This window comes from Coleofasciculus sp. D1-CHI-01, from assembly GCF_040218875.1.
GTDB lineage: Bacteria > Cyanobacteriota > Cyanobacteriia > Cyanobacteriales > Coleofasciculaceae > Coleofasciculus.
The window spans coordinates 51,932-64,537 of record NZ_JAVJQP010000014.1; the positions used below are offsets into that span (position 1 = coordinate 51,932).

General features: G+C 44.6%; 12 protein-coding genes and 4 pseudogenes. 4 read left to right on the forward strand and 12 right to left on the reverse strand.

Translation table 11 applies throughout. From position 1 onward, the window contains the following. Positions 1 to 27: 27 nt before the first annotated feature. Positions 28 to 231 (forward strand): annotated as a pseudogene (locus RIB93_RS02645) (DUF3368 domain-containing protein); the annotation flags it as partial. A gap of 86 nt (positions 232 to 317) precedes the next feature. Here RIB93_RS02645 and RIB93_RS02650 read toward each other — a convergent pair. The 6 genes and pseudogenes from RIB93_RS02650 to RIB93_RS02675 all read right to left on the reverse strand — a co-directional run. Next, positions 318 to 611 (reverse strand): annotated as a pseudogene (locus RIB93_RS02650) (type II toxin-antitoxin system RelE/ParE family toxin); the annotation flags it as partial. Positions 612 to 850: 239 nt separating this feature from the next. Then, entirely contained in the window at positions 851 to 1,570 is a 720-nt protein-coding gene (locus RIB93_RS02655; RefSeq protein WP_446370022.1) for a hypothetical protein, read from the reverse strand. Between the two features lie 352 nt (positions 1,571 to 1,922). Further along, positions 1,923 to 2,702 carry a hypothetical protein gene (locus RIB93_RS02660; protein WP_446370023.1) on the reverse strand — a complete coding sequence of 260 codons (780 nt, stop codon included), beginning with the start codon at positions 2,700 to 2,702 and terminating at the stop codon, positions 1,923 to 1,925. Between the two features lie 85 nt (positions 2,703 to 2,787). Continuing rightward, complete coding sequence (locus RIB93_RS02665) at positions 2,788 to 3,030, reverse strand: hypothetical protein (RefSeq protein ID WP_446370025.1); 243 nt, start codon at positions 3,028 to 3,030, stop codon at positions 2,788 to 2,790. Positions 3,031 to 3,092: 62 nt separating this feature from the next. Then, positions 3,093 to 3,452: a hypothetical protein gene (locus RIB93_RS02670; protein ID WP_446370027.1), complete on the reverse strand. Its 360-nt coding sequence runs from the start codon at positions 3,450 to 3,452 to the stop codon at positions 3,093 to 3,095. Continuing rightward, on the reverse strand, positions 3,449 to 3,784 hold the full coding sequence (locus RIB93_RS02675) for a DUF5674 family protein (protein ID WP_446370029.1): 336 nt from the start codon (positions 3,782 to 3,784) through the stop codon (positions 3,449 to 3,451). Before RIB93_RS02675 ends, RIB93_RS02670 begins: the two co-directional genes overlap by 4 nt. A 95-nt stretch (positions 3,785 to 3,879) precedes the next feature. Between RIB93_RS02675 and ilvA the strand changes: the two genes are divergently transcribed. Then, positions 3,880 to 5,391 carry a threonine ammonia-lyase, biosynthetic gene (gene ilvA / locus RIB93_RS02680; protein WP_446370031.1) on the forward strand — a complete coding sequence of 504 codons (1,512 nt, stop codon included), beginning with the start codon at positions 3,880 to 3,882 and terminating at the stop codon, positions 5,389 to 5,391. Between the two features lie 229 nt (positions 5,392 to 5,620). On the opposite strand, the gene RIB93_RS02685 is transcribed toward ilvA, so the two are convergent. From RIB93_RS02685 to RIB93_RS02695, 3 genes are all read right to left on the reverse strand, one after another. After that, positions 5,621 to 6,226, reverse strand: a complete 606-nt coding sequence (locus RIB93_RS02685; RefSeq protein WP_446370033.1) for a Uma2 family endonuclease — start codon at positions 6,224 to 6,226, stop codon at positions 5,621 to 5,623. 390 nt (positions 6,227 to 6,616) lie between these two features. After that, positions 6,617 to 7,270 (reverse strand): glutathione S-transferase family protein, encoded by a 654-nt coding sequence (locus RIB93_RS02690; protein WP_446370035.1) that lies wholly within the window; start codon positions 7,268 to 7,270, stop codon positions 6,617 to 6,619. A gap of 155 nt (positions 7,271 to 7,425) precedes the next feature. Continuing rightward, positions 7,426 to 7,665 (reverse strand): type II toxin-antitoxin system RelE/ParE family toxin, encoded by a 240-nt coding sequence (locus RIB93_RS02695; RefSeq protein ID WP_446370037.1) that lies wholly within the window; start codon positions 7,663 to 7,665, stop codon positions 7,426 to 7,428. 706 nt (positions 7,666 to 8,371) lie between these two features. Here RIB93_RS02695 and RIB93_RS02700 point away from each other — a divergent pair. Continuing rightward, positions 8,372 to 9,454, forward strand: coding sequence for a fatty acid desaturase (locus tag RIB93_RS02700; protein ID WP_446370039.1), 1,083 nt, complete (start codon positions 8,372 to 8,374; stop codon positions 9,452 to 9,454). Positions 9,455 to 9,542: 88 nt separating this feature from the next. Here RIB93_RS02700 and RIB93_RS02705 read toward each other — a convergent pair. The 3 genes and pseudogenes from RIB93_RS02705 to hisZ form a co-directional block, all read right to left on the reverse strand. Beyond that, positions 9,543 to 9,617 (reverse strand): annotated as a pseudogene (locus RIB93_RS02705) (PAP/fibrillin family protein); the annotation flags it as partial. Positions 9,618 to 9,641: 24 nt separating this feature from the next. Continuing rightward, the gene (gene hisG, locus RIB93_RS02710) at positions 9,642 to 10,688 is read right to left on the reverse strand and encodes an ATP phosphoribosyltransferase (RefSeq protein ID WP_446370041.1); all 1,047 of its coding nucleotides are present in this window, start codon (positions 10,686 to 10,688) and stop codon (positions 9,642 to 9,644) included. A 56-nt stretch (positions 10,689 to 10,744) separates the two neighbouring features. After that, positions 10,745 to 12,316, reverse strand: a complete 1,572-nt coding sequence (hisZ, locus tag RIB93_RS02715; protein WP_446370043.1) for an ATP phosphoribosyltransferase regulatory subunit — start codon at positions 12,314 to 12,316, stop codon at positions 10,745 to 10,747. 6 nt (positions 12,317 to 12,322) lie between these two features. Between hisZ and RIB93_RS02720 the strand changes: the two are divergent. Next, positions 12,323 to 12,606 (forward strand): annotated as a pseudogene (locus RIB93_RS02720) (hypothetical protein); the annotation flags it as partial.

Consider the following 12,606-nt stretch of genomic DNA (forward strand, 5'->3'; position numbering starts at 1 on the left):
TATTGATTGGCTCAGTTTCTACGATAGCTGATCAAAAGAGCGATCGCGCAATGGTTGAACAATTGCTTTCATACAGTGCAACTCGATCCAGGCGAATCTGAAGCGATCGCTTTAGCACTGGAAATCAATGCTGACTTGTTACTCATTGATGAGCGTCGTGGTAGAACAGCAGCGAACCGTCTAGGTATCAGGATTACTGGTTTACTGGGAGTATTGGTGGAAGCCAAACAGTGATCGTTCATTCCTGCTGTTCGACCTTTACGAGGAAGTGCGATCTGCTTGACAACAGCTTTCATCTGTTCGTTGCAACAGGTTTGTTAGGTTCGCGTCTGCCACGATTTTGGATCTCGCCTACTGTGAAAAATTGCTGTCACAATTACCCGACTCGATACAATCCGATAATACACAGCGTAGGGAAAGCGTCGCACCACCGCCCGTCGCACATCACGATATACCACTGCATAGGACTCTGGCATTTGACAAATTCGATTTAGCATCTCGTCCACACAGTCCAAAAACTCATCACCAAGTCCTGCTTGTTGGCTCTCGTACCAACTGTACGCCTCATCAAGTTCTTCGCGAACTTCTGGACGAAATACTAATGCATAATTCCTCGTGGTCTCTTAATCGATGCTTTGATTTCCTCCCAAGTCAGTAAATATAGCGGACAGGGTTTTGCCCATGATGCGATAGCGCAAGCGCTGCTGCAAAGCAGATCGCTCTTTGGGTACTGGTAAAGGCGATCGTTGTTTTACCGGATCATCTCTACTGTATGCGGATGGTGGTGTTGCTAGTGAATAATGAGATGTTGGGTTTCCTTAGTCAACCCAACCTATGGCTGTCGCGGTTATTAGCTCTGTTCGGATTCGCCTTTGTCAGTTTCAGCAGTGTTTGCTTCTTTATGTTGGGCTATGAATGTTTCGGCATCTGTTTCGATGCCAACTAGTCGCATAACTCCTTCCAGCCGACCATACATACGCTGTCGCGTTTCTTTCAACTTCCATATATCTGTCTTATTGAGTTTCTTAACGTAGATGACTCCTAAACACACTGCTGCTGTTGTCCAAATTACTTCCTTAGGGTCTTCCCTCATGTACTCTTTATTATCCAATTTGCGCTTATCAAATTCCACCTTGTCTTTACCAAAGCAGAAAGCCTTCGTAACGCTATCCAACTTGTTAGACTGAGCAATGTATTCCTTTAGGCTCATCCCAACATTGGAAACGTCGTGAACAAACTCATTTCTGATTTGCGAGAGAGTGACAATGAATCTCCTATAATCATCCTCAAGCAGTGATAATGCTTTTACAAAAGCCATTTTGCCAGTGGTCTTGTTGCTCAGTTCAAGCCTTGAAATGAGGTGATGAAGCTCCTTTTGACCCAGAGCCGCTACAATTAGACCAGTGACAGCCGCCTCCATCAATGCATGGAGCTTAATAATGAATGACCAATCATCTTCATCCAAAAGTTCTGCGTAGAAGCCCTCTGGTAAACCAAGTTCCTTGACAAGTTCTTCGACAGCTTCAAAAGGCTCTGTTGGTCTATTGTTGTAGATGTCATTATTAGTCATAATCTTGCCTCTTTTGGTTGCACTAGCAACTTTAATGTGCGGCACCCGGAGAACCGAGCGCAGCGACAGAACTATTTATTCAACCGCTACTTAGCAGTCTAATGTACAAAAAAACCGAATTCACACCGCCCTATTGCGGTCTATGAGTGTCCTTACTGTAATAAAGTACAGTAGCTCAAAGTCCCCCTTATTAAGGGGGATTGAGGGGGATCGACAATGTACCGCATAGCCGAGCAAACTGCTGTATCTCTGAAGAAACCCTGCACGCCTGCCAAATGGAAGACCCCAGTAAGGTGTTTTGAGTCTTGATTAACCCATCAAAACTTTTGACATGAACCACTAGTATAGTTAGCTAGAAAGAGTCGAGGAAAGCTTCCCAGTTAGCCTGTTCTTCTGCTAGTTCTGTATACTTGTCATCCGCATCATCAGCCTGTGACTCAGACCAGACTTGGTATTCAGCTGCCAAATCCTTATCGGTTTTAGACTCATTCAATTTACGTATCTCTTCATGGTATACCTGCATCTTTTCCCAGGCTTCTCTACTAGCCTCCCCCAATAGCCGCCTCAACCGTTGATCTATAGAAAAGCCTCTCTGTCTGATTGAGTCTTCAAACATTCCATATTGAAAGATCTCGGCGTAGCGGGGATGGGGATCGTTTTTTATGAAATCAATAACCGATCTTCCCCAGAAGCTTTCTACCAATGGATCTAACACTTCAAGAGAATAACTCAGCGTTAGCATATCCAGCGCCTTCGCGTTCGTCATTGAAAAGTGAATAATTTGGTTTCTTAGTCTACCGAATTCACGGTACTGATTAAGCCGCTCAATCTTAATTCCTGTAGTTGCCCATAGCTGCTTGGGCAATTCCTCATAGGATAGGGTGCGCCCGCCTTCTAGTAAATCAATCAGTGTGAGAGCATCCTTACTGGGGTTCGACGGCAGTTTGGAAAAGATCAACAGTGGGTGTTCTTGAGCTATTCGAGCTTTTAACAGAATCTCTGCCGCATGAGCCGCATGTACCACACACATGAGCGTCTCACCTTGCAAAGCTTCCATAAAGGCATCACGAAAAAGGAGCATCCCCGTTCGTCTCATGTTTCGGGGGACATCCTTAATAGAAGCTTGATCCATATTCCTGTGACGGGTGAAAGACGACTGTTGTCAGATCAAGTTTAGCCTCTGGGATTCATCATTGCCCAGAGCGATCGCACAACAGTTAGACTGTTTCACTACTACTTGCTTGAGGCATCGCTTCAATAAGTGCCCGAAGCACCTTATTTACTGACTCCGGTGTTGAGAAAACCTCGGCAACATCCTCATCCAAAACAACGACGGTTAGCTTTGGCTTTCCACTTCGATTGGCAAAGCGATTGGGCTTTGCCTTTTTATAATCAAACTGGTACTCTGGCAAAAGCTCATCTTCAGAGTTTGAAGGTTGCTCAAAAGACGTTTTGTTCATAATCTTTAAGTTCCCTGCGAGTGGCGAGACGGGCACTAATTCCTCTAGCTACTTCAACTCGCTTATGTAATCGGCTCAGACAGCAACCCTGACATTTCTAACACACGATCTGACCAAATTTTAGCTTGTTCGGCAACGTTCATCCGTTGTCCATCATCTTCCCAAATATTTGACCAGCCGAATTGCCAACGAGCCAGTTGTACTTGTAACTCAACTAAATCCGCAGCCTTTTCTATTCCAGCATCCATTGCTGTCCACTCGATGAAGAACTTGCTTTCTCTCATCAGATATTCGACAGTGTTACTACTAGCTCCACGCTGAACAAGAGATTTGATTCGAGCTAAGTTAGCAGCTAACCCACCTAAACGAGCTGACAAATCATCTTTTAGATACCGTTCGCGTAAAGCATTCCAGTCTTTCATACCCCTCCTAATAAGTTTTGAACAATTTGGGCAACCTGTTCCCGAATTTCAGGATTGAGAATTTCCATTGAACGATTATTTTGCCTCGGACGGATGTTGATCAGGGATTCGTATGTCACAGTTTGGGTATCTGGATACCAATCGGCTCCCCAGATATCTGCCTGCTGACTGCCATCTTCAAGCAATGCTGTTTCGCCATCTGCATGGAACTCTCCACCACCAGCGAGAATAGCACGCCGAATATCTACTGCCAACTTAATGTAAACACTCAGGGTTTCAAGCATTTCATCGATTTGCGCTTTCGTGGCGCGAGTACGGATGATGTGAATCATGCAAAATCCTTCTGAGTAAGCAGATCCATAGTTTATCAGGGAATTAGTAAAGTAAAATTTTCGTTACACCCCGCATCTGCCACCCGATTAACCCCATGCTTTGTGACTACCTGGTACAAATCCTCACTGCCCGCGTCTACGATGTTGCCCAAGAAACCCCGCTAGAATACGCCCCCAACCTATCCGCCCGCTTGAATAACCAACTCCTACTCAAACGGGAGGATATGCAATCCGTCTTTTCCTTCAAACTGCGCGGGGCTTATAACAAAATGGTACAACTCCCCCCCGATATGTTGGCACAGGGCGTAATTGCCGCATCTGCCGGAAACCATGCCCAAGGTGTCGCCCTGGCTGCGCGTCAGCTAGGCACCCAAGCGATTATCGTTATGCCCGTCACTACCCCCCAAGTTAAGGTAAATGCGGTTAAATCCCGTGGCGCAGAGGTGGTTTTGCAGGGAGAAACTTATGATGAAGCCTACGCCTTTGCCCGGAAACTGGAAGCCGAAAAAGGGTTAACCTTTATTCATCCCTTTGATGATCCGGATGTGATTGCCGGACAAGGTACGATTGGCATGGAAATTCTCCGCCAATATCAGCAACCTATCCATGCTATTTTTGTGGCAATTGGTGGAGGCGGATTAATTTCTGGGATTGGGGCGTATGTGAAACGGTTGTATCCCCAAATTAAAATAATTGGCGTTGAACCCGTGGATGCAGATGCGATGTATCAATCCCTGAAAGCTGGGAAGCGGGTGCGATTACCTCAGGTGGGCTTATTTGCTGATGGAGTGGCGGTGCGGGAAGTGGGAGAAGAAACCTTTCGCCTGTGTCAACAATATGTGGATGAGATTATTCTGGTGGATACCGATGCCACCTGTGCCGCGATTAAAGATGTCTTCGAGGATACACGTTCTATTTTAGAACCCGCTGGAGCATTAGCGATCGCAGCCGCTAAAACTTATGTTGAACGCGAGCAAATTCAGGGACAAACCTTAGTTGCTGTTGCTTGCGGCGCTAATATGAACTTTGACCGTCTTCGCTTTGTGGCAGAACGGGCAGAATTTGGTGAACGTCGCGAAGCTATCTTTGCTGTGACAATTCCTGAAAAACCGGGGAGTTTGCGTCAGTTTTGTGAATGCTTAGGTAAACGGAATCTAACTGAGTTTAATTATCGCATCTCTGCTGAAAACGAGGCACATATTTTTGTCGGTGTTCAAATTGCTAACCGCAGCGACGCCGCTAAGATGATAGAAGCGTTTGAAGGATGTGGATTCAAAACCGTAGATTTAACCGATGATGAACTGACAAAAATGCACCTACGTCACATGGTAGGCGGACATTCTCCCTTAGCGGATCATGAATTACTTTACCGCTTTGAGTTTCCTGAACGTCCGGGTGCTTTAATGAAGTTTGTTGGTTCTATGAGTCCTAATTGGAATATTAGCCTATTTCACTATCGTAATAATGGGGCTGATTATGGGCGCATTGTCGTAGGAATGCAGGTTCCGCCGCACGAGATGGAGGAATGGCAAGGGTTTCTGGATACTTTGGGTTATCGCTATTGGGATGAAAACCAGAATCCGGCGTATAAACTGTTTTTGGGATAGTTATAGCGCTACGCGCCAGGGAATAGGCAATAGGCAACACCTCGGCTTCGCTCGGTGTGTCATGGGCAATAGTGAACACAAAAGCTTACCTTACAAGGAATTAAGCGATTTGAATTTTTCTTCATTTGTCCTAACCTTAGTGCGTAGTTCTATATGACTAGAGATGTTGGGTTTCGGCGCGTCAAGCCAACCTACATGGATAGGTGATTATACTGATTACCATAAATAATTAATTGGGCATCACATCGTCGAGTTTGAGTTGTAAGTTTGGCAGGAGGTAAGATGTAATTGTATCTCCCAAGCGATATTTTTGCTGCTGATACGCCCCCCTCATGAGTTGGCATACTGTAAAAGTGGGTTGTTTGGGGTTGCCAATGAATTGCCAACCGCCTAAACCGCGAAAGTCTATAATCCAGAATTCGGGAATACCTAGAACCGCATACTCTTCTATTTTTCTGGCATAGTCATCTTGCCAGTTGGTGCTAACAACTTCGGCAACCAGCTTAATTGTCTTACCATTACAAATAATTGGTTCTTTTTGCCAAAGCGGTTCGTTGCTGAGTTCGGCGTTGTCTAAAACAATGACATCAGGGCGTAGTGCTGTCGCTTCAGCCGCTAGGGGTTTAATTAAACAACTTTTGGGAATTAGCCAGTTTAACTGATTCCCAATAATTTCGGCATAGATTCTACCCGCAATAGTCCCAGCAATTTCTTCATGAGAACCTGTTGGTTCCATGTCTCGTAGTTCTCCATCAATAAGTTCGTACCTGGGATTATCTCCGTATTCTGCTATAAATTGATCGAATGTTATAAGTTTAGAGGGGGTGTAAGTCATGGCGTTTTTCAGGAGAGGCAGTTTTATTGTTTATTCTAGCTTGTAGAACGGGAAGCCTCCTCTCTATGATTGTCTCATATCCAATCCACCTTTTTTATTCACATCTTACTCGCTACTAATACCCAATTTAAATGCATAACAGCTTATTCAGATCGTCCCGACAGAATAAGGGCGGGTTTTGTTGAATAGTTATCGGTAATAAGCTTACCTGAGTGGCTAAACCCGCCCCTACAATGGACTTATAGCAGCGACTTTGGCAGGTTAGGACCTTCTTTACTGTTCCCTGTTCCCTCTTAGGAGCAACTGTAATGTATCCCCGTAGTGCTATATTACGTCTTTTCACTAAGACAGATGTTAATAGCGATAGCAATAATTGCTAGATACATTGAATTATCGCTTCTCTAAAATTGCTCGCATATTGGGGAGAGCGGCTTCAATCATTTCAGGTTTCACAGATGTCTGTTGCCAACTTTCTCGCTGCTCAAGCTGCTGTGACCATGTTTTTATGGATGGGTAATTGTCTAGAGATAAACCCAATTGAGGCAAGGAGGGAACGAGTGTCCCAGCTACGATATCCGCTAGGGTGATTTGATTATTCACAAAGTAAATATGTCCCGCCAAAAGATTTTCATGAAACTGGATAATCGTCGTTATGCGCTGCCGAGTATTGTCAATTTTATCAGGATTAACTTCCAGTCCAACTAAGTGTTTCATTAACGGAATCATCAGCGGCTGAAGTTCATTGATGGCGATCATTTCTACCATGCGAACCGTTGCGATCGCGTCAATTTCATTAGGCATCAATGATGGCGTTGGATACTTTGCCTCTAAATAGTCCAAAATGGCTAACGACTCAACGATCCGAAATCCGTTATCGATGACGACAGGTATTCGCTGAAGCGGGTTAATGGCGGTGAAATCCTCACTCAAGTGATCTCCATCTAGATTCACCAAAATTGGCTCAAAGGGAATTTGTTTTTCCAGTAATGTCACCCAGACTCGGCGAGCATTAATAGAAATTGGATTATAGTAGAACTTTAGCATTAGAGGGAATTGTTTGAATTTTAAATAATCCTACCCTAGAATTATAGGATTTAACAGAGCTTCAATATGACTATTAGGTTTATTTTCCGGAGTCATGGTTCTTGTTCTTCAAATAAAGATGGCAGATTTCGGCGACCGCTCACTACCCGAAGAATCTAAATTCCATCATCTAAAATTCTGTAGAAGATGATATAGCCATCCAGAGGTATACCTCGCAAATCAGGACGTATTTCTGTATAATTTCTACCTAGCTTAGGAAAATTGACTAATTGTTGGCAGCGACGCGCAAAATTTTGAAAAAAGCGCTCACCGGCTTCGATATTATTAGCAGTAAAGTAATCGGCAATTTCGTTGAGGTCTTGGCTGGCGAGAACGTTGATAAGATAGCGTTTCATGTTTGAGTCTCGCGTGCTTGCTGGAAGCAATCCAAAATTCATATTGGATCGATAGCATTGTAGGGGCGCACGTCGGTGCGCCCGATTTATAGCAGTAGACACATCGATTAGGACTTTCCACACTCTCTGGAGACGTTCCACCGGAACGTCTCTACGAATCCGATATGTCCTAACTGTCTTGGCGGTTGCTATAACTCTAAAACCTATCCCACCATTTTAGCTGTGCCACGTCACTACAGCGATGAGCGATCGCACAGTTTGTCTCAAGCTTCTCAATTCGTTCATCGGCTGAAGATGAACGCGATCGCACTTTTATTATTGTAGGTTGGGTTGAGGTTGCTTAAACCAACACATCTAGTTATAGTGTTAGAGCTACGTCTGATTGACTACTGAATACATATTTATAGTATTGTGTCAACTATGTTTTACACTGACTGATACTATAGAATATCGCTATGGGGATCAAAAGCAACATCTGGCATAAACGCTATTTTGGTGCTAATGGGATGAGCCGCAAAGCGATAGCGTAGTTATTGACTGACAAACAACTGATCCGCTAATTTTAGATTTATTTGAACAACTAAGGTCATAAAAGGTTACAATCAAGCTTGTGTAATTCAAGCCTATATTTACCCGGTTCACCTGGCATATTGTGTGTGGCAGGTAGTTGATTAAATGTAGGTTTTTCAATTAAATTAGAAGTTTCGTGCAATCAAACACAGTTCTCAAGCCGACAACAATTACAGACCCATCCATTCGGAAAGAAGAGTTACCCTTTACTCTTCAAGACTTGAAAACGGCAATTCCTGCCTATTGTTTTGAACCCTCTGTTTGGAAGTCTCTAAGTTACTTCTTTCTAGACATTGGCATCATCGCTGGATTTTATGCCATCGCCTATAAACTAGATTCCTGGTTCTTTTTCCCCATCTTCTGGGTACTGCAAGGAACCATGTTTTGGGCATTATTTGTGGTGGGTCATGACTGCGGTCATGGCTCTTTCTCTAAGATCAAATGGCTGAATAACCTGATTGGACATCTGTCTCACACTCCCATCCTAGTGCCCTTCCATGGGTGGCGCATCAGTCACAGAACTCATCATGCCAATACGGGTAGCCTGGAAACAGATGAAAGCTGGTATCCGGTATCTCAGAGTAAGTATGAGCAGATGCCATGGTATGAAAAGCTATTCCGCTTTAATTTACCATTGCTAGCCTATCCCCTCTATCTATTTAAGCGATCTTCTGATCGCGAAGGTTCCCATTTTATGCCCAATAGTCCGTTATTCCGTCCCTCGGAAAAATGGGATGTTATCACCAGTTCCGTTCTCTGGGTGCTAATGGTTGCCTTTTTAGGTGGACTGACATTTCAGTTCGGCTGGCTATTTCTGGTGAAATACTACCTGGTTCCTTATGTTGTGTTTGTAATCTGGCTAGATTTGGTCACGTTTATGCATCACACTGAACCGGATATTCCCTGGTATCGGGAAGATGATTGGTATTTCCTGAAAGGGGCATTATCAACAATTGATCGGGATTACGGCTTTATTAATCCCATTCATCATCATATCGGGACTCATGTGGCGCATCATATTTTCTTGAATATGCCCCACTATCACTTGAAGACGGCAACCGAGGCAATTAAACCCGTGTTAGGCGAGTATTACCGAAACTCAAACGAGCCGATTTGGAAGAGTTTTATTCGTTCTTACTGGGCTTGTCGTTTTGTTGCCGATCAAGGATCTCCAGTTTACTATGAACCTGCCAGAATTCGCGCTAAAACTAAAGCCTAGAACGCGGATTTATTACATTTGACTAGCCTCTTGTTAGGTAACCTGTAGAGACGTTGCATGCAACGTCTCTACAATCTGGAAAGCAAAATCAGTTTTGTCGTTCACCGACTAAAACAGTACCCTTTTTCCCTCGCGTAATCCGTAATTCCTCATCCAGATAAAGCCGTTCATCAGATGTCCTGGTTTATTAATCTTCCTTTAATCGTTCCAAGAATACCTGATAGTTCTGAGACTGGGAACCAAATACATAGTCGGGTGACGTAATTGTCATGTCACTCCCACCCGTATTTCTTAGATGATTAACAGCCGCCAGCAACATTCTTTGCTCAACGACAATCGTCACCGCATACCAATCCTTTTCTTCCTTAGAATAAACCTTGGCAATCGTGGGTCCTCGTAACCCAGTTAAACCGCTTAATTCACTATGATTGACCAAATAGTTGCCAATCTCATCGGCTGACTTACCGCGAACATTCGCCGTGATCGAGACATATTTTTTGGCATTCAGATTTGCCTCAATTAATTCCAAGATGGTTTTCGTTGTATCCAGTTTTGTGGGATCGTCTTGGAGGAGGCGTTTATTACCAATGAGACAGGCTTGGGACTTTAACAGTGTACCACCAGCAATCCGCTTCAAGCGGTTTTCTCGCAGGGTGGTTCCCGTGCTGGTAACATCGGCAATCATGTCCGCATAACCCATACTGGGCGCGGCTTCCATTGCTCCTTGGACGGAGACGAGAGAAAAGTTGACAATTAGCTTTTCATACAACCAATCTCTGGTCAGATTGGGATATTTCGTGGCAATTCTTAGGGTTTTACCTTTTTCTTTAAATAGAAGGGTAAGTTCGGCTAAATCTTCAATCGAGGAGACATCCACCCAACTTTCGGGAACAGCTAATACCAGTTCGCATTTACCGTAACCCAAACGGTCATGAATAACCACGACATTATCATGACCCACGCCTTCTTCACAGACGACATCATAGCCAGTAATTCCTAGGTCAACGCTACCTTCTTCAACTTTGGTGAAAATATCAGCAGCTCGTTGGAAAAGTACATTAATTTGAGGGAGTGAAGGAATCGAGCCGAAATATTGGCGATCGCTCGGTCTAAAGACACTCATTCCACAGGCTGACAGGAGGCTGCTTGTCGAGCGTTCCAGCGCTCCTTTACTGGGGAGAGCGAGGCGCACGGGTGATTGGTAATTTGTCATTGGTGATTTGTCATTGGTCATTCGTCATTGGTCATTTGTGATACCCGCTTCTGAAAAAAAGCAAGCACCATCATTTGTCAAGTTATCCGGCTTAATCGATCATGAATATACTTGGCGGCGTCGCTTACGGTTAACTGCTGCTGTTCTCCGGAATCCATCTGCTTGAGTACAACATTTGACGCTTGTCGTTCCTCTGAACCCACGAGAATGGTGTAGGGAATGCCTTGTTTGTTGGCGTATTGAAAGTTACTGGAAACACTTTTGCCTCTAAGATCCATGGCTACAGCTAATCCCATCTGTCGTAACTGTTGGGCAACGCCAATGGCATAACCAGCATCATCTTGACTGACAGGAACAACTAAAGCATCCATCTGTCGCTGTACTTGCCAAACTTTGCCCTCGGCTTCTAGGGCTAATCTTAGCCGTTCCATCCCGTAGGAAAAGCCGGTAGCTGGGGTATCTTGGCGTCCGCCGAAGGTTCCCACTAAATCATCATATCGACCGCCGCCGCAGATTTGTCGCTCCTGTTTGCCTGCGCCATGATAAATTTCAAAAATCATGCCTGTATAGTATTGCAATCCTCGGCTAAGTCCTAAATCCAGGCTAATTTGACTAGAATCTAGATCGTAGAATTCTAATGTCTTAATAATCTCACGCAGTTGCTCAAGTCCAGCATCATCGATACCATGGGCAGTGAGAAGAGTTTGGGCTTCTTTTAAGACTTCCGTGGGTTCTCCTACCAGTTGTCCCAGTTGACTCATAAACTCTAGCGCCTTACTGACTCTCTCAGTTTGATCTTGGCGTTTTATTTTAGTCAGCAGGCGATCAACAATTTCCTGGGCGTCGCGATTACCCGCCAATTCAATGTTCATGCTGTCTAGGAGATCCAGAATCGCAGTTTGGGCGTCGGATTCTGCCATTCCCTGAAAGAGTTGACTCAACCGTTGGCTGTGGACTGTTTCTGGGTTAGTCTGTTCTGGACTCAGTTGGGGGTTAGAGGTATAGAGGGCAAAAGCGGGATAGATATCACACAAACGCTGTTCGACGGCGGATTTGCCTTCCTTGCGTAAAATTTCCATATTGGTTAGCAAGAAGCTACGCAAGCGACTTTCGAGCTGGAGGTTATCCAGAAATTTAGAGATTACACCAATATGACCCAGGACAATTCGACACCCGCTTAATCCTAAACGATTTAACCCTTGGGATGCGATCGCGATAATTTCAGCATCTGCCATCGCCCCTGTCGCGCCAATCAGTTCAATCCCCATCTGGTTAAACTGGCGGTAGCGTTCTTTTTGGGGACGTTCGTAGCGGAAAGCCGAACCCGCATAGTAGAGGCGAATGGGTTGAGGAACGCCTTGCAGGTTGTCTACATAAGCGCGGACAACCGAGGCGGTAAATTCGGGGCGCAAGCAAAGGCGGCGGTTGCGGTAGATGAAGTCATAGAGACGGGGGGCGATTTCTTCACCGGATTTCCTTAAATACAGTTCTGTATATTCAATCAGTGGCACGTCAATTGGACGATAGCCGAAGGATTGGAAGCTTTGGCGCAGGGTATCTTCAAGTTGTTTAGTGATGGCGTAATCATCGGGCAAGACATCGTTGACGCCTCGCACTCGTTCAATTTTGGTTGTTCGCATTTTGGTCATTGGTCATTGGTCATTGGTCATTGGTCATTGGTCATTGGTCATTCGTTATTCGTCATTGGTCATTCGTTATTCGTCATTGGTCATTCGTTATTCGTCATTGGTCATTCGTTATTCGTCATTGGTCATTCGTTATTCGTCATTGGTCATTGGTCATTCGTCATTTGTCATTTGTTATTTGTGATAATTGAACGGTTAGGTCGGGGCGGGTTTAGTTATATCAGGGTAACACCAAAGGTTAACGGTAAAACCCGCCCCTACAAAAGATATTTCATCGGAACGTCTCTACATCG

Excerpts from the sequence above, each read along its gene's own strand:
- RIB93_RS02655 (WP_446370022.1), bottom strand. The coding sequence starts at position 1,570 with ATGACTAATAATGACATCTACAACAATAGACCAACAGAGCCTTTTGAA.
- RIB93_RS02660 (WP_446370023.1), bottom strand. The coding sequence starts at position 2,702 with ATGGATCAAGCTTCTATTAAGGATGTCCCCCGAAACATGAGACGAACG.
- RIB93_RS02665 (WP_446370025.1), bottom strand. The coding sequence starts at position 3,030 with ATGAACAAAACGTCTTTTGAGCAACCTTCAAACTCTGAAGATGAGCTT.
- RIB93_RS02670 (WP_446370027.1), bottom strand. The coding sequence starts at position 3,452 with ATGAAAGACTGGAATGCTTTACGCGAACGGTATCTAAAAGATGATTTG.
- RIB93_RS02675 (WP_446370029.1), bottom strand. The coding sequence starts at position 3,784 with ATGATTCACATCATCCGTACTCGCGCCACGAAAGCGCAAATCGATGAA.
- ilvA (WP_446370031.1), top strand. The coding sequence starts at position 3,880 with ATGCTTTGTGACTACCTGGTACAAATCCTCACTGCCCGCGTCTACGAT.
- RIB93_RS02685 (WP_446370033.1), bottom strand. The coding sequence starts at position 6,226 with ATGACTTACACCCCCTCTAAACTTATAACATTCGATCAATTTATAGCA.
- RIB93_RS02690 (WP_446370035.1), bottom strand. The coding sequence starts at position 7,270 with ATGCTAAAGTTCTACTATAATCCAATTTCTATTAATGCTCGCCGAGTC.
- RIB93_RS02695 (WP_446370037.1), bottom strand. The coding sequence starts at position 7,665 with ATGAAACGCTATCTTATCAACGTTCTCGCCAGCCAAGACCTCAACGAA.
- hisG (WP_446370041.1), bottom strand. The coding sequence starts at position 10,688 with ATGACCAATGACAAATCACCAATGACAAATTACCAATCACCCGTGCGC.
- hisZ (WP_446370043.1), bottom strand. The coding sequence starts at position 12,316 with ATGACCAAAATGCGAACAACCAAAATTGAACGAGTGCGAGGCGTCAAC.